The sequence below is a fragment of the Latilactobacillus sakei subsp. sakei DSM 20017 = JCM 1157 genome (assembly GCF_002370355.1).
Lineage (GTDB): Bacteria > Bacillota > Bacilli > Lactobacillales > Lactobacillaceae > Latilactobacillus > Latilactobacillus sakei.
This window is the reverse complement of record NZ_AP017929.1, coordinates 203,267-220,107: the sequence shown is the minus strand read 5'-3', so window position 1 is coordinate 220,107 and position 16,841 is coordinate 203,267. Positions and strand designations below refer to the sequence as shown.

At 42.6% G+C, this 16,841-nt stretch carries 12 protein-coding genes; 9 read left to right on the top strand and 3 right to left on the bottom strand.

Features of this window, described 5'->3' with window-relative positions; translation table 11 throughout:
* Positions 1 to 285 precede the first annotated feature (285 nt).
* Positions 286 to 1,461 (top strand): multidrug effflux MFS transporter, encoded by a 1,176-nt coding sequence (locus tag LEUCM_RS01155; protein WP_016264571.1) that lies wholly within the window; start codon positions 286 to 288, stop codon positions 1,459 to 1,461.
* A gap of 52 nt (positions 1,462 to 1,513) precedes the next feature.
* Here LEUCM_RS01155 and LEUCM_RS01150 read toward each other — a convergent pair whose 3' ends face one another.
* Complete coding sequence (locus LEUCM_RS01150) at positions 1,514 to 2,185, bottom strand: TetR/AcrR family transcriptional regulator (RefSeq protein ID WP_016264572.1); 672 nt, start codon at positions 2,183 to 2,185, stop codon at positions 1,514 to 1,516.
* Between the two features lie 142 nt (positions 2,186 to 2,327).
* Here LEUCM_RS01150 and LEUCM_RS01145 point away from each other — a divergent pair, with 142 nt between their 5' ends.
* Complete coding sequence (locus LEUCM_RS01145; RefSeq protein WP_016264573.1) at positions 2,328 to 4,040, top strand: ABC transporter ATP-binding protein; 1,713 nt, start codon at positions 2,328 to 2,330, stop codon at positions 4,038 to 4,040.
* 3 nt (positions 4,041 to 4,043) lie between these two features.
* Positions 4,044 to 5,837 (top strand): ABC transporter ATP-binding protein, encoded by a 1,794-nt coding sequence (locus tag LEUCM_RS01140; RefSeq protein WP_025016206.1) that lies wholly within the window; start codon positions 4,044 to 4,046, stop codon positions 5,835 to 5,837.
* Positions 5,838 to 6,013: 176 nt separating this feature from the next.
* Here LEUCM_RS01140 and LEUCM_RS01135 read toward each other — a convergent pair whose 3' ends face one another.
* Positions 6,014 to 8,062 (bottom strand): HelD family protein, encoded by a 2,049-nt coding sequence (locus LEUCM_RS01135; RefSeq protein ID WP_035147362.1) that lies wholly within the window; start codon positions 8,060 to 8,062, stop codon positions 6,014 to 6,016.
* Between the two features lie 401 nt (positions 8,063 to 8,463).
* On the bottom strand, positions 8,464 to 9,261 hold the full coding sequence (locus LEUCM_RS01130) for a tyrosine-protein phosphatase (RefSeq protein WP_016264576.1): 798 nt from the start codon (positions 9,259 to 9,261) through the stop codon (positions 8,464 to 8,466).
* A 248-nt stretch (positions 9,262 to 9,509) separates the two neighbouring features.
* Here LEUCM_RS01130 and guaB point away from each other — a divergent pair, with 248 nt between their 5' ends.
* The 6 genes from guaB to LEUCM_RS01100 all read left to right on the top strand — a co-directional run bounded on the left by guaB (position 9,510) and on the right by LEUCM_RS01100 (position 16,697).
* Positions 9,510 to 10,991 carry an IMP dehydrogenase gene (gene guaB / locus LEUCM_RS01125; RefSeq protein ID WP_016264577.1) on the top strand — a complete coding sequence of 494 codons (1,482 nt, stop codon included), beginning with the start codon at positions 9,510 to 9,512 and terminating at the stop codon, positions 10,989 to 10,991.
* 158 nt (positions 10,992 to 11,149) lie between these two features.
* Positions 11,150 to 11,836, top strand: coding sequence for a response regulator transcription factor CroR (croR, locus tag LEUCM_RS01120; RefSeq protein ID WP_025016203.1), 687 nt, complete (start codon positions 11,150 to 11,152; stop codon positions 11,834 to 11,836).
* Positions 11,836 to 13,035, top strand: coding sequence for a sensor histidine kinase (locus LEUCM_RS01115; protein ID WP_025016202.1), 1,200 nt, complete (start codon positions 11,836 to 11,838; stop codon positions 13,033 to 13,035). Before croR ends, LEUCM_RS01115 begins: the two co-directional genes overlap by 1 nt.
* Before the next feature lie 11 nt (positions 13,036 to 13,046).
* A complete protein-coding gene (locus tag LEUCM_RS01110; protein ID WP_025016201.1) occupies positions 13,047 to 14,360 on the top strand; it encodes a serine hydrolase in 1,314 nt (437 codons plus the stop codon).
* Positions 14,361 to 14,509: 149 nt separating this feature from the next.
* Positions 14,510 to 16,051, top strand: a complete 1,542-nt coding sequence (locus tag LEUCM_RS01105) for a UDP-N-acetylmuramoyl-L-alanyl-D-glutamate--2,6-diaminopimelate ligase (protein ID WP_056936437.1) — start codon at positions 14,510 to 14,512, stop codon at positions 16,049 to 16,051.
* Positions 16,052 to 16,073: 22 nt separating this feature from the next.
* Complete coding sequence (locus LEUCM_RS01100) at positions 16,074 to 16,697, top strand: hypothetical protein (RefSeq protein ID WP_025016200.1); 624 nt, start codon at positions 16,074 to 16,076, stop codon at positions 16,695 to 16,697.
* The last annotated feature ends 144 nt before the right edge of the window (positions 16,698 to 16,841 follow it).

Genomic DNA, 16,841 nt, shown 5'->3' with positions numbered 1-16,841 from the left:
AAAGGCGATTGTCTGGCTGATGTAGCAAAGCGCAGAAAGTTGTGAATTAAAAGCACGTTAAAAGCCAAGCGCAGGAACCTAACTAGAAAAAGAGGTCTCTTCGAGACCTCTTTTTCTATGTCTTGAACTTGCAACGTTTTTTTGATATATTGGTAGGAATTGTTTAACAAGTCAACTAAATTAAATGAGGAGGGTTGAAGATGAGTTATTCACAATTTATCCAAAGTGCGACCGTAAGTGACTAAAGACGTTTTTCAGCAGATTAAATTAATTAGGAGTTTTAAAATGAAAAACGTCTCAAAAAAAAGCCCATCAATCCTATTAATGATTGTGTTGGTGGGATTTCCACAAATTAGCGAATCAATTTTTACGCCTGTCTTACCAATGATTAGTCAGGCCTTTCATGTCAGTGCGCAAACGGCACAATTGACGATGAGCACCTATTTTATGGCCTTTGCCTTTGGTGTTTTATTCTGGGGTTGGTTATCCGATCAGATTGGGCGACGACTAACCATGTTGTTAGGCATCGGCGTCTATCTGTTTGGTAATGGCGGCCTGTTATTAGCCGGTCATTTTAGTTGGTTAATTCTAGCGAGATTAGTACAGGCTTTTGGCGCGAGTGTTGGTTCAGTGGTGACACAAACCATTATGCGTGAATCCTTCAGTGGTGTGCGCGGGGCCCAAGTATTTGCCAAAGTTGGTGCGGCCATGGCACTTGCACCAGCCTTAGGCCCGTTGATTGGCGGTCTTGTCCAAACCTATTTTGGTTATCGCCAAGTTTTCTCGGTGTTAATTATGATGGCGGTTGGCGCGATTTTATACGCGGGTGCATGTTTACCAGAAACGCGGCCAGCTGGTGTGCCGGCACAGGTCAATATCGGGGCAGTGACGAAACGGTTACTAACGGATAAAAAAGTCTGGGTTTACGGGGCCGTGATTAGCGGCATCAACGGCATTCTATTCAGTTATTATGCTGAAGCGCCGTTTATCTTTATCAATCATTTCCATCTCAGCACGGTTCAATATGGCTGGTTAGGCCTTGTGTTAGCCGCTGCTAGCATTTTAGGCGCAATGACTACCAATTACGGCGCACCCAAGTTTGGGGCAGTCATGATGGCTAAAATTGGCTTAGTGCTTGCTTTAGTAGGGAGTCTGTTATTGTTGGTTGCCAGTTATTATGATCAGCTGTTGTTGATGGTCATTTTAATTCTAATCGTCTTTTGGGGGTTAAATACGACTTTACCAGTTGTTTTAAACTTGGCATTAGTCGGTTATGAAGCGGTGATTGGCACTGCCAGTGGGCTATTTAGTTTTGGTTATTACCTTGCAATTAGTGCTTTGACTTACGGCATGAGTTTGTTGCATACAGGCGCAATCAGTCGATTGCCATTGTATATCGTAACGATTGTCGCTGTGATGGCACTTTGGTACGGGTTAGTAATTCGAAATAACGAAGTGTAATTAAAAAGGACTTGAGACAAAATTATTTTTGTCTCAAGTCCTTTTTTGGTGGTTAAGAATGGCGTTGTTGTTCAAGGCCAGCGAGAAAAATATCTAAGCCCAACATGAATTTTTCAGCGGAGTGTTGCTGTTGTTGCCGGTGGTGTTCGAACGTTTTTAAAAAAGCGTCAAAATGATTATCGGCAGCGATTGTTTTCATCTTCAGCGGGAGTTGTGCGAGATAAGGATCCGTTTGACTGAGTGCGCGTTGCTTCATCTCAATTTCCCCCGCGATATCGGCGAAGAGACCTGACATGAAGTGGTCGATGGATTCGATCGCCAGATTACTTTGTTCGGGTGTGAAGCCGGCGTCTAATAAGATTTGTAAGAGGCGGTTAATGAGACTAAGGCGGATTTTGGTCGCAGGGACGGTCCGCAACATTAATTCGGCTGCGTAAGGCTGTTCAAGGTAGGTGGCATAAATTGTTTTGAAGATCAGCTTGATTTGTTCAGTCCAAGGCATAGCCGTCGTCGTTGGTGGAAATTGAATCCCGGCGATAATCTCGTCAGCCATTGCTTGAAGGAGGGCCTGTTTGTTTTCAAAGTGCCAATAAAAAGTCGCGACACCAATGTGGAGCTTGGCCGCAATTTTACGAATTGAGAGCTGTTCAACTGTCCCGCCTGTTTGCATAATTTCAAAGGCAGCGGCCGTAATTTGGGCTGCTGAAATTGTTTGTTTAACCATCTTAATAAACCGCCTTTATTTTTCAGAAAAAAGAATTGTAATTATTTTTAAAATTTGTTAAAGTATTAACTCGAACACTGTTCGATTATACTGTACATGACTTGTACAGGCTAATCAACTTATAGGAAAAAGAGGGATGCGCATGTCGTTATTGAAACAGCACTTGAAGCCATATCTAGGCGTTTTTAGCCTATCTATATTAGCCACCATTATATCTGTTGCGTCTTCACTATGGCAACCAAAACTATTACAAAACGTTTTGGAAGGTATTATGAAAGACGACCAAGATAAAGTGATGCAAATTGGGATTTATCTCATCGTGATTGCCGTTGTCGGTTTAATTGCTGGGGTAGTCAATACGATTACGTCTGCGATTACCGCACAAGGGATGACTGCCGATATTCGGGAAACGACCTTTAGAAAGATTCAAACTTTCTCATTTGCTAACATTGAGAAATTCTCAGTTGGGAATCTTTCGGTGCGCTTAACGAATGATATGACCCAGATTCAAAATGTGATTATGATGTCTCTCCAAACGTTGGTTCGGATTCCGATTCTATTTGTCGGCAGTTTCATTTTAGCGATGAACTCAATTCCGAGCTTATGGTGGATTATCATCCTCTTAGTGGTCCTCGTTTTTGTGATTACCTTTTTATCAATGGGGTCAATGGGGAAACACTTTGGTGCGATTCAAAATTTAATCGATAAGATTAACAACCTCGCTAAAGAAAATTTAATGGGCACGCGGATTGTGAAGTCCTTTGTCCAAGAAGATAATGAAATTAATCGCTTTTCAAAAACCAGTGATCAATTAGAAAAACATACGGCAATTGTCGGGATGCTCTTTTCAGTGATGATTCCTTCATTTATGTTGGTCGCTAACTTGGCAGTTGTTGCTTCAATCTATTTCGTCGGTAACTTAGTCGATACAGATCCGGAAGCAATCGCCGCAATTGCCTCATTTATGAACTACTTAATGCAAATCATGATGTCGATTATTATGGGCGGCATGATGATGATGATGGCTTCTCGTGGGGCAGTTTCGTTGAAACGACTCCAAGAAATCCTCGCCACAGATCCTGACATTGTGTACCCTGATGTGCCAGATCAAGATTTAGCTGGGACCCTGGCTTTTGAGCATGTCAGCTTCCGTTATCCAGAAGATGATCATGATACGTTGAACGATATTAGTTTTGAAATTAATGCGGGTGAAATGATCGGGATTGTCGGCGCAACTGGTGCTGGTAAATCAACGATGGCCCAATTGATTCCACGTTTATTCGATCCAACAAAAGGTGGAATTCGTATTGGCGGGGTCCCAATTAAGGAATTGAACGAACATAACTTACACGATTCAGTGTCATTCGTGCTTCAAAAAGCGATTCTTTTCTCAGGCACGATTGCCCAGAACTTGAAACATGGTAAAAAAGACGCTGATACGGCTGATATGGATCGCGCGACTGGCATTGCGCAAGCCAAGGAATTCATCGAGAAATTAGCCGATACGTATGATGCACCGGTTGAAGAACGCAGTGCCAACTTCTCAGGCGGGCAAAAACAACGCCTTTCAATTTCACGTGGTGTGATTGGCCAACCTAAGATTTTAATCTTAGATGATAGTACGAGTGCGCTGGATGCTCATTCTGAAAAACTGGTAAAAGAAGCCCTTGATCGAGAATTAGCCGATACAACGACGTTAATTATTGCCCAAAAGATTTCATCAGTGGTTAATGCTGATCGAATCTTGGTTTTAGATGAAGGTCGCCTAGTCGGTGTCGGAACGCATCATGAGTTGTTAGAAACAAGTGCTGTTTACCGCGAAATTTTCGAAACTCAAAAGGGAAAGCGAGGCTAAATTATGAAAGAATTTAAACGTGCCATGGTCTTTTTCTACCATTATTTAAAACGCTATAAACCATCTTTTGCGATTATCCTTGTGATGACCGTCTTTGCCACTTATTTACAAGTCAAGGCGCCCGAATATATTGGGGATGCACTGAATGAACTGGTTAAATACGCCACGAAGTTTCAGGTTTTAAAAGCCCAGCATTTACCAACCAGTGGGGCTTCTAAAGATGCTTTTATTGATGTCATTGTGTCGTTAGTCCTTTTTTATGTCTTGAGTTCAGCGGCAACCTTTGTCTCAAGCGCCGCTTTTTCACGCGTCAATGCGTTATCGACCAACCGGATGCGGATTGGGTTATTCAATAAATTACAAAAGATGCAGATTAAATATTTTGATCGTCATTCAGATGGCGATATCCTCAGCCGTTTTACGAGTGATTTAGATAATATTTATAACGCGATGAACCAAGTGTTAAGTCAATTAGTGTCGGGAACGGCCTTGTTGATTGGTTTGTTAATTATGATGTTTAGAAAAGATACCCAATTGGCGTGGGTTACAATCGCGTCAGTGCCAATTTCGTTTATTTTAGCGTGGATCATTATCAACAAAGCGCAAAAATACGTCAATGTGCAACAAGATGAAGTGGGTAAGTTAAATGGTTATATCAATGAAAAAATCACAGGGCAAAAAGTGATTATTACCAACAGCCTACAAGCTGAAACAATTGACGGCTTTGTTGAACATAATGAAAGTGTCCGGAAAGCAACCTTGAAAGGCCAAATTTATTCAGGGATGATTTTCCCATTGATGCAAGGGATGTCACTGGTTAATACGGCGATCGTGATCTTCTTTGGGAGCTGGCTAGCGGTCAACGGGGATATCAAAAAATCCGTTGCTTTAGGATTAGTCGTGACTTTCGTGCAATATTCACAACAATTCTATAATCAAATTGCGCAACTCTCATCAAGTTACAGCATGATTCAATTGGCAATTACCGGTGCGCGCCGGGTCAACGAAGTCTTTGATGAAGATGATGAAATTCGTCCAACTGATGGACAACAATTCAACGGAATTGAACGTTCAGTAACGATGGAACATGTTGATTTTAGTTACTTACCAGGCAAACAAATCCTGCACGACGTGAATATTGAGGTTGATAAGGGCCAAATGATTGCGTTGGTTGGACCAACTGGCTCTGGTAAGACGACGGTCATGAACTTGATGAACCGGTTCTATGATGTGGATCAAGGCGCCGTTAAGATTGACGGCGTTGATATCCGTGACATGGATTTAGACACATTGCGGTCACACGTGGGGATTGTTCTTCAAGAATCAGTCTTATTTGCAGGGACGATTCGCGATAACATCGTCTTTGGGAAACCAGATGCGACTGATGATGAAGTGATTGCAGCGGCGCAACAAGCGCACATTCACGATTTCATCATGACGTTGGAAGATGGCTATCAAACGAAGGTTAGCGAAGAAGACAACGTCTTTAGTACGGGTCAAAAACAATTGATCAGTATTGCGCGGACGATTATCACGGATCCAGCGCTCTTGATTTTAGATGAAGCAACAAGTAACGTTGATACGGTGACTGAAAGCCATATCCAAAAAGCAATGGAAAATGTGATTCAGGGACGGACCAGTTTTGTAATTGCCCATCGCTTGAAAACCGTCTTAAATGCGGATCGGATTATCGTCTTAAAAGATGGCCGAATTATCGAAGAAGGCAATCATCAAGAATTACTAGCACAAGAAGGCTTCTACGCAGAATTATATAACAATCAATTTGTATTTGAATAAGAGTGTGAGTTCAGCCGGTTATATCCTGAGGATTAGCAGTGGATTGCGAATGAGCGACGAAGTCGATCATTTGTGATTCGTAGCTAACCGGAAGGATATGGCTGAAGGAACACGTTTCAAGCCTCCAAAAAATCCCGGTTCAGCCATTTTATATTGGCTGAACCGGGATTTTTTGATTATGCATTTAATGCATTCGGTAAGGTGCCGAGTGCGCTGAGCGTTAAGCGGTGTGTCGCTCTTGAAATAGCGGTGTAGAGGCGGTTACGTCCTACTGTTGGTTCAGTGTAGTAGTCATTGGTTAAGTCGTATAACAAGACGTTATCAAATTCCAAACCTTTAGCGAGTGTTAATGGTAATGTGAAGGCACCACTTTCGGGGAGGGTGGTCGTTTCTGTGGATAAGTGGTGGACATCTTTTAATTTTAAAAGGCGCTCATCAAACTGACCGGCGGGGGTGATAATCGCTAATGTTTGGTCAGTAGGCAGTTGATCAATTTGCGTTTGAATTTGCGCCAGGTAGTCCGCGTCATTAGTCGCACTCAGATAAGTTGGTTGAACACCGTGCGGTTGGACCGCGTGAACATCGGTTAAGTCAGGGAATAACTGACTGAATAACGCGGTAATCGCACCGGATGAGCGGTAACTCGTCCGCAATGCTTGGGTTTTTAGATTAGGAAAAATCGCGGGCAGTTTACTGAATTGAATTTTATGAGGTGTAATACTTTGATGTTGATCACCGAAGATGGTGAATTGCGCCTTGGGGAAAAGCTGTTTAAAAAGGTGTAATGTGCTAGCGTGATAGTCTTGCACTTCATCGATGAAGACTTGTTTAACTTTTGGGAAAACGCGCTGCGTTAAATAACTGTAAACTTGTGCTGCAATTACGGCATCCATAGTTGATTGGCGCGCAATAATTTGTTCAAAGGCCAACCACTGATAATCGTACAATTGCTCAGATAAATCTTGGTAATCATAGCGGACCATTTTTAAAGCGAGCGGTGCTAATGGTTCGTCCTCGCGAATTAAGCGTCCGAAGGTTTGTTGCTGTTCGGTTTCCGTTAAGCTTTCTAAACGCGTTAAAGTCGTGGGGGTTTTGGCGATTGTTATTAATTGTTCCTGTAGATAACTTGTGAGTTGTTGTTGGGTGGCTTGAATGCGTTTGTCCAATGGTGCATCCACCGGCGTCTTCAAGAAAAATTGATAACTAGTAGCGGCGTCAATCGTGAAGGGTAAGCCGCTATTTAATGACTGGAAGTCGCTTGCTTGCAATGTTAGTTGGTCAATAGCTAGGGTAACCGGTTGTGCTGCAATCGGAAGATCTGCCAACTCTTCTGGCAGCAACTGCGCTAATAGTTGTTGCAAAGTGAGGTTGACCGGTGTTTGTTCACCAAGATCTGGTAAAACTTGGGCAATGTAATCCTGAAAAAGACGGTTAGGTGAAATCATCAACACTTCGTTGAGCGCTAGTTCCTTACGTTGCCGATAGAGGATATAGGCAATTCGTTGAAAAATAACGGACGTTTTACCACTGCCGGCAATGCCATCGATTAGGAGGTGGTCAGTCGTTTGTTGGCGAATAATCGCATTTTGTTCTTTTTGAATTGTCGCGGTAATGGCACTCATTTGGGTTGTTTTAGCTTCTTTTAGCGTTGCTAATAATAGTGGGTCTTCAATCGCGATTTGGGTATCGAAGAAATCAATTAATTGGTCAGCTTGAATTTGAAATTGGCGCCGTTGATTTAAAGTTACCGGGATTTGGCGGCCGTTAGCTTGGTAACTCGTGGGGCCGAATGTCTGTTGATAATAAACATCAGCGATTGGTGAACGCCAATCAAAAATAACAGGTTCGCCATCTTGATTGATATAACTAGCTGAACCGAGATAGAAGTCCTCATTGTCAATTTCTTCCGGGAAGGTTAGTGTGATTTTGGCAAAGTAAGGTTGTTCTAAAAGGCGTAACGTTTCGTCTTTTCTAGCAATCAATGAATCGGTTTTGAGGTTGAGCATATCGATTTCTTTATTGATAGTTTCTAGGGCGGCAAAGGTGTCGAGGTTATCGGCATATGAATCAAAGTTGAGTTTAGCTTCGCCGGTGATCTGGGCCTTAATGGTGTTACCGGCCTGATGATTCTGTGATTGGGCATCGTTGATGACCGCTAAAGTGGCCGTTAGTTGTTGATAAATTGTGGTTAAGTGGGTTTGTTCTTGTTCGAAATCGGTTGTCATGCAATCAGCCCCTTACAAAGTTGTTTACCTAGTGTAGCAAGCTAGCTGTGAAAAGAACAGTCTTGTAATCACATGAAAAAGCGCGCATAATTAACTTATGGAAGAGCGGTAATTGCTCTAAAAACGGTAAAAAGAGGTGCCCCCAAAATTAATTTTGGGGGCACCTCTTTTGGTGTCTCTTTGAAAGGGGGCACTCTAGCTGAAACGTGCCATTGAAGCTAGATTTCTGCGCTTAACGACGATTGTCAAACTAGCGATTACATCGCTAATTCGCCACTCTATCTAAAACGTGCCATTCAAAGTATGTTCCTGCGTTTAGCGCCGTACCGCAAATAATCGACTGTGTCGCTTATTCACGATACTGTGCTAATCCTCAGAACATAACCACTTTGAAAGGCACTCTATTCCAAGTAGTCCTTCTTTAATTGTGCTATTTCTTCTGGTTTGAGGGCCATTGCTTGGGCTAAGTAGTTGTCCATATTGCCGTAATGGTGTTCAATCGTTTCTCTGACGAGTTCGAGATGGGCTTTTGAAACGCTTTTGCCATTCATTGCGGCGACTTGGGCGTCATTGCTGCTGATGCGAGTGGGCGCGGTTGTTGTTAAACCTAGGACTTCGTTTGAAAGGACGAAATCATCCGCAATGGTTGCCCAGTCTACGCCTAATGCGCTAAGGATGAGCATTGTACCAATCCCAGTTCGATCTTTGCCAGCTGAGCAGTGATAAAGGACCGCACCGTCATTGCCGTGGTTATTCAATAATACGGTAAAGAGGTCGCGGTAAGCCGCTTGTGCGTGAGAGTCTGTGACTAATTGTTCGTACATTCTGTCCATGCTTGAACGTTCGGGTGTAGCAGGTTCTTTTTTACTAAAGAGATGAAATAATCCCTTTTTCGCTGGTTTTTTAGGGGTGTCTGCTTGATCGGTAAACGGAAATACCGAAAGACGATGATAAGTTAATTGGCTGTCGTCAAATGGATCTGGGGCAACCTTAATTTCATGACGGGAACGGAAGTCAACATCATAAGCAACACCGTAATTTAGGAGGTCCTCAATGTCTGTTGCGGTTAGTGCGTTAAGACTGCCTGAGCGCAGCAATTTATGCCATTTAACGGTCTTACCGTCGACGGTTGGATAACCACCTAGTTCGCGAAGATTATAGCTACGTGTTAAATTTAAAACCCGTTGTTGTTCTTGCATGCCAATCCATCCTTTGTAATAAGTTACTTCTATTGTATAACGAAGATTGATGATATGCACCTTTATTTTGAATGTTCGGAAACTGTTTAAAGACAATTGACCGTAAAATGAGTTTTTAGTAAGAGCCCATTGACCTTTACTGAAAAATCTGCTAATATTTTATCAAATTTTAAATCAGTTAATCATGATGGTTAATACGAACATTTAGTTGATTGATGGCCGATTAAGTTCATGAATGGAGGAAGATTATGTCTGCATGGGAATCAAAATTTACAAAAAAAGGGTTTACGTTCGATGATGTCTTATTAGTACCAGCGGAAAGCCACGTATTACCAAATGAGGTTGATCTAGGAGTGCAACTTGCTAAGAATATCAAGTTGAACACACCAATTATGAGTGCCAGCATGGATACCGTTACGGAAGCACCAATGGCAATCGCTATGGCGCGTCAAGGTGGTTTAGGGGTTATTCATAAGAATATGAGTATCGAACGCCAAGCAGATGAAGTATTGAAGGTTAAACGTTCAGAAAACGGTGTTATTATTGATCCGTTTTATTTAACAGCGGACAAACCCGTCAGTGCGGCTGAAGATTTGATGCGCACATACCGCATTAGTGGTGTCCCAATCGTTTCAAATCTCGATGAGCTTAAGTTAGTCGGGATTATTACGAACCGTGATTTACGCTTCATCTCTGACTTCTCTGCTGAAATCGGAACGGTCATGACTCACGAAGCACTTGTAACGGCACCTGTGGGCACTTCTTTAGAAGAAGCTGAACAAATCCTCCAACAAAACAGAATTGAAAAATTACCTTTAGTTGGTGACGATGGTCGCTTAGCTGGCTTAATCACGATTAAAGATATTGAAAAAGTACAAGAATTCCCCAAGGCCGCTAAGGATCAATATGGGCGCTTATTAGTGGCTGCTGCTGTCGGTGTCACAAGTGATACTTTTGACCGTGCAGAAGCCCTATTAAAAGCTGGCGCTGATGCCATTATCATTGATACAGCGCATGGCCATTCAGCTGGTGTTTTACGTAAAATTGCCGAAATCCGGGCTCGCTTCCCAGAAGCAACCTTGATTGCTGGGAACGTCGCAACAGCTGAAGGCACAAAAGCCTTATATGATGCTGGTGTGGATGTTGTTAAAGTTGGGATTGGCCCTGGTTCAATCTGTACAACTCGGATTGTCGCCGGCGTTGGTGTCCCACAATTAACAGCCATTTATGATGCTGCTAGTGTCGCCCGTGAATATGGTAAGACAATTATCGCTGATGGTGGCATTAAGTATTCAGGTGATATTGTTAAAGCTCTTGCAGCCGGTGGTAATGCCGTTATGCTTGGTAGCATGTTAGCCGGTACTGACGAAGCACCTGGTGAATTTGAAATCTATCAAGGTCGTCGTTTCAAGACTTATCGTGGGATGGGTAGTTTGGCTGCCATGTCACACGGTTCATCAGATCGTTACTTCCAAAGTGGCGTGAATGAAGCAAACAAGTTAGTCCCAGAAGGTATCGAAGGTCGCGTAGCTGCCAAAGGCGCACTTGGCGATGTTATCTACCAATTACTTGGTGGTTTACGTTCAGGGATGGGCTATGTTGGTGCTGCTAACCTCCGTGATTTACAGGACAATGCACAATTTGTTCAAATCTCAAACGCTGGTTTAACAGAATCACATCCACATGATGTTCAAATTACAAAAGAAGCACCTAATTATTCAGCAAGATAAACCTATGTTAAAATGAAGGCGCTGGGGCAAATTTAATTTTGTCGCCGGCGTCTTTTTTATGGGTGGATTTAAAGAATTCTTTACCCTTAACAATCCAATTCTTTGTTACAATAATAGCGAATCACTCAAACGTGTTTAAATTAAATGAGGTAATTAATATGAAAATTCTAATTGTTGATGATGATAAAGAAATTGTTGAACTACTCAGTATTTATGTCAAAAATGAAGGTTATGACCCCATTCAGGCTTTTACCGGCAAGGAAGCTTTGACTAAAATTGCCACTAATCCGGGCATTGATTTAATGATTTTAGATATTATGATGCCGAATATGAGCGGGATTGAAGTTATCAAAGCGGTTCGCAAGGATTCACAAGTGCCGATTTTGGTGGTTTCTGCCAAAACAACGGATATGGACAAAATTCAAGGCCTCATCACAGGTGCGGATGACTATGTATCTAAACCATTCAATCCGCTTGAAGTGATGGCACGGGTGAAATCATTATTGCGGCGCAGCCAACAACAGGTGACAAACGAAGTGCCTGATATTCTAGAAGTTGGGCCACTTGTGATTAAGCGCGATTCACATGAGGTGACAACGATTGCGGGCAAACAAATCCAATTAACGGCGCTTGAATTCGGGATTTTATATCTCTTAGCGAGCCATCCTAACCGGGTCTTTTCAGCGGATGATATTTTTGAACGGGTTTGGAAGCAAGAAAGTATTGTGTCAGCTAAAACCGTAATGGTCCATGTCAGTCATTTACGGGATAAAATCGAAGAAGCAACCGACGGCGAAAAAGTGATTGAAACCGTCTGGGGTGTCGGATATAAGGTCGAGGTCTAATGAACGAATATCAAGTCGGGCAAGATTTTAAAAAAGTACAACTCACTGTCAAAGAAAAGAGTGAGTTGTTTGCTGAGGGGATCATTACGGTGATCCTTTTATTGTTGTTAAATTTATCAATTATGGTCCTATTGCAACAAGCAATCGTCAATAATCCGCAATTGCGCGGTGGTGTTTGGATGATTAAAAATGCGATTGCGATTGGCCCTAATGGTTGGCACATCTGGAGTTGGCAAAACTGGTTTGTGATTTTGATGGGGATTGCGGATGTGCTAGTGGTTTATTGGCGCTTAATTCGCCGCTATCACCAAATGCAGATGTGGCACGTTATTGGTGAATTACATTACATCGCTGATGGTCACTTAGAACACCGCATCAATTTGCGGGTTAATCGCGATTTGCAACGCGTGATTGACAGTGTCAATACACTGGTTGATAGCACCGTTCGCTCAATGGAAGAAGAACGCAAAATTGAAAAGAGTAAGGATGAACTGATCACCAACGTCAGTCATGATTTACGAACACCATTGACGTCCATTATTGGTTACCTAGGTTTAATTGAAGATAATCAGTATCAAACCAAGGATGAATTAACCAAGTACACACACACGGCCTATGTGAAGGCCCAACAAATGAAAGTCTTAGTTGAAGACTTATTCGAATACACAAAAGTTCGGCAAACCTCAACGCCAATTGCTAAAACGACTTTTGATATGGAGCAAATGCTAGAACAGCTAGCGGCTAGCTTTGAATTAGAAGCCCAGAAGAAAAATATGCAGATTACAGTAGAATGCCAACCGGCACCATTGATGATGGAAGCTGACACTGAAAAGTTAGGTCGAGTTTTCAATAATTTGATTGCCAATGCATTGAAGTATGGCAAAGGTGGCAAGCAAATCATTTTATCAGCCGAAAAGGTTGGTCAAGAGGCGATTATCAAAGTCTCCAATGATGGACAACAAATTCCAAGTGACTCATTAAATCAATTGTTCGATCGTTTTTATCGCGTGGAAGCATCACGTTCACAAGAAACCGGTGGGACGGGGCTCGGTTTAGCGATCACGCAAAGTATTGTCGCCTTGCACGGCGGTTATATTTATGCAGATTCCACCCCAGAACTGACTAGTTTTGTGATACACTTACCTTTAAAACTAGGACGTCAGATTGAACCTCAAAATGGCGCCGCTAAAAACAGTTAAGGAGTAGCATTGTGTTTAAAAGAATATTACAGGTTTTAATGACTGGCCTTTTATTAGTGACACCAGTGGCTGTTGCGACAAGTGCAACGCAACAGGGTGTTCAAGCGGCTACGGCCACTAGCACACCGCAGGTTGACGCTAGCGCCGCAATTGCAATCGATCCCCAATCAGGACAGGTTTTGTATGAAAAGAATGCTGACCAAGTCTTACCGATTGCATCGATGACCAAGATGATCACCGCCTATATTGTCTTAGATCAAATTAAACAGGGTAAGTTGAAGTGGGATCAAACGACTAAACCAGACGCTGCCATTTATAAGCTGAGCCAGGACAAGGAGTTAACAAACGTCCCACTTCAAGCTGATAAGGCGTATAGCGTTCGTGAATTATATCAAGCGATGTTGATTGCTTCAGCAAATGATGCAGCAATGATGCTAGCCAATTTAGTGGCTGGTTCACAAAAGAACTTCGTTGATTTGATGCGCCAACAAGTCAGTCAATGGGGCATTAAGGATGCTAAGTTATATTCCGTTTCTGGGTTGAATAACCAGTATTTAACAGGAGAGACGTATCCAGGTAGTGCCGCTGATGCGGAAAACGAAATGAGTGCTTCAGAAGTCGCAATCGTGGCCCAACACTTATTGAAGACTTTCCCAGAAGTGCTAGAAACAACTAAACAAACGGCCTTTACGTTTGGGCCTAAGACGATCGACGAAACGAAGATGGCTACTTGGAACTTAATGTTACCAGGCCAAAATAATGCGCCTAAGGATTACGTTGTCGACGGTCTGAAGACCGGGACAACTGATAAAGCTGGCGATTGTTTTACCGGGACGGCCACTAAAGATGGCCAACGGATTTTAACCGTTGTAATGCACGCTAATGGTAGTGACAAAGGGCGCCGTTTTATTGAAACCAATAAAGTGATGCAATATGTTTTTGATAACTGGCAACAAACGCAACTTGTTAAAAAAGGGGCGACCATCAAACCTTTTGCAACGGCTGATGTGAAGTATGGTCGGACGAAGACAGTCGCGCTTGAAACACCGCAAGCAATTGCAATGTGGGTTCCTAAAGGCACACAAGTTGCTAATATTGATTGGGAGTATCAAGTGGTTCAAGGTGGTCAAAAGCGCCAACTAACGGCTCCTGTTAAGAAGGCAGCCGTCATCGGTAAAGTGACACCGAAGATTGCGGGCGTGACAAACCGTTACTTAGGGACGACACCGCAATATACAGTACAAACCAAGACGGCTGATCCAAAAGCTAATGTCTTTGTCTTAATCGGTACGGGTGTTCGTGAATTTTTCACTAATTTATTTTAATTAAATCAGAGGAATGCTTAAGCGAGAATCGATCGTTTAAGCATTCTTTTTTTAGTGATAATAACGCCGATTTGTCAGCATTATTCAATCGGTTTAGGCTTGAATATGCTATAATTAAACCAATTCATAATGAGTCTAGGAGGACGAAAATGGCTTTAACATTGGATGCATGTACATTAATTTTAAAAGAGCATCATTTACTAAAAAGTGTAGCCCTCAACGGGGATTCAAACTTGAATATGACAGGGATTGCCTATGATTCACGTAAGGTGACAGCAGATACCCTCTTTTTCTGTAAAGGGAATTTCCGCCCCGTATTCTTAACGAACGCTAAAGAAGCCGGCGCGGTTACTTACGTTGCAGAACAACCCATTGTTGAAGGTAACGGGATGAACGCGTTAATCGTGACGAATGTGCAAAAGGCGATGGCTGTCTTGTCAGCTGCCTTTTACGATTATCCACAAGACGACCTCTTCATCGTGGCGTACACGGGGACTAAAGGGAAGACGACTGCTTCTTACTTCACACAATCAATCTTACAAGATGCCACTAACAAAAAAACAGCACTCTTTTCAACAATTGATCGGGTACTGGGACCTAAACCTGAGGACCGTTTTAAGTCAGACTTAACGACGCCCGAAAGTTTGGACTTGTTCCACGATATGCGCCAGGCTGTTGAAAACGGCATGACGCACTTGGTAATGGAAGTGTCATCACAAGCCTATAAGAAAAATCGGGTTTACGGTTTAACATTTGATGTCGGTTTCTTCTTGAACATTTCACCCGATCATGTTGGTCCTAATGAACATCCTAACTTTGAAGATTACTTACACTGTAAATTGCAATTACTCGTTAATTCACGGCACTGTGTGATTAACGCGCAAACACAAAACTTCGGTGATGTGTACGCTGCAGCGACAACGACAACTGAACCAGAAAATATCTACTTATTTGCGGACACGAGTTATCAACCAGCACAACCAGTGGACATTGATTTCCGCTTTGAAAATCAAGCCATGACTTTAGCTGAAAGTCGCTTTAAAGTAACTGCCGTTTCTAAAAAGGCGATTCAATTAGGCGTTTCTGGAGATTATCAATTACGGCTGATTGGCGATTTTAACGAAAGTAATGCGACGGCGGCCATTATTGGTGCAGCCTTAGGCGGTGCTGATTTAATCGCTGCCCAACAAGGCATTCGTCGTTTGCAGATTCCAGGCCGGATGGAAACCCTAGCGGTTGAAGGTCATGGTCAAGTTTACGTGGATTATGCCCACAATTACGCTAGTATGAAGGCGCTATTGAGCTTCCTTCAAAAGGAATACAATCAACCTAAGTTACTAGTGGTTGTTGGGAGTCCTGGCGATAAGGGGGTTTCAAGACGGGCAGGCTTTGCGCAAGTCTTAAACGAATATGCAGATCGTGCGATTTTAACGACCGATGATCCGGGTTATGAAGATCCAGCTGCCATTGCGGCAGAAATTTTAGCCGGTATCGATCAAGATAAGGTTGACACGACGGTTGAAATCGATCGTGCAACAGCGATTAAACAAGCTATCGAAGAAAGCCAACCAGGGGACATTGTTGTATTGGCTGCTAAAGGGGCGGATGCCTATCAGAAGGTGCGTGGTGTCGATACGCCGTATCCAACTGATATGGTGATTGCCAAACAAGTGGCACAACAATTAAGTTAAAAAAGAATGTGGAGGGTTTATGATGAAAAAATCAGTTGTAATGAGTACGGTGTTAGTTTCAGGATTGTTATTATTGAGTGCTTGCGGTCAAAAGCAAGAAGCAAAGAGCTCATCTTCATCTGAATCAAAAGTGACAAGTGTTAAAAAGACAAGTCATTCAAAGAAAGCACAAAGTCAATCATCAGAAGAATCTGTTTCAGAATCGACAAGTGATTCTGAAGTGACGAGCCAAAGTAGTCAAACACCAAGTGCAACTGATTCGACATCAACAGTCAGTCAATCCGCTTCAACACAAAGTAGTCAAGCGACAACTAGTCAAAGTAGTCAAACGAGTCAATCGCAGGCCACTCAGAGTCAAGGTGCGCAACAATCAAGCGCACAGTCATCAGCTAATAGCCAATCATCAGCAACGACTAACCAACCACAAACAAGTCAACCAACAACGACTGTGGATGGCAATCAAGCGATTCGCTTAGTCATGCAACAGGTTGGTCAAACACAAGCGCATTTATCTTACTTAAATAACGGCTTGATTACACATAATGCACAACAAGGCTATTTAATTAATTGCTACGCCCCTAACGAAGATTCACCCCGGGCAGGCTATTTTGTAACACAAGACGGCCAGGTTGAACAAATTTGGTAATCGACTAATAGGAGTTGAGACAGAAATTATTTTGTCGCAATTCCTATTTTTTGATGACGTTCTTTTCTGAAAAAGATTGACAAACTGGCGGACTCCTGTAAAATAATTCAAGTAAAGCGTAACTATTACGATTTAAAAAGGAGA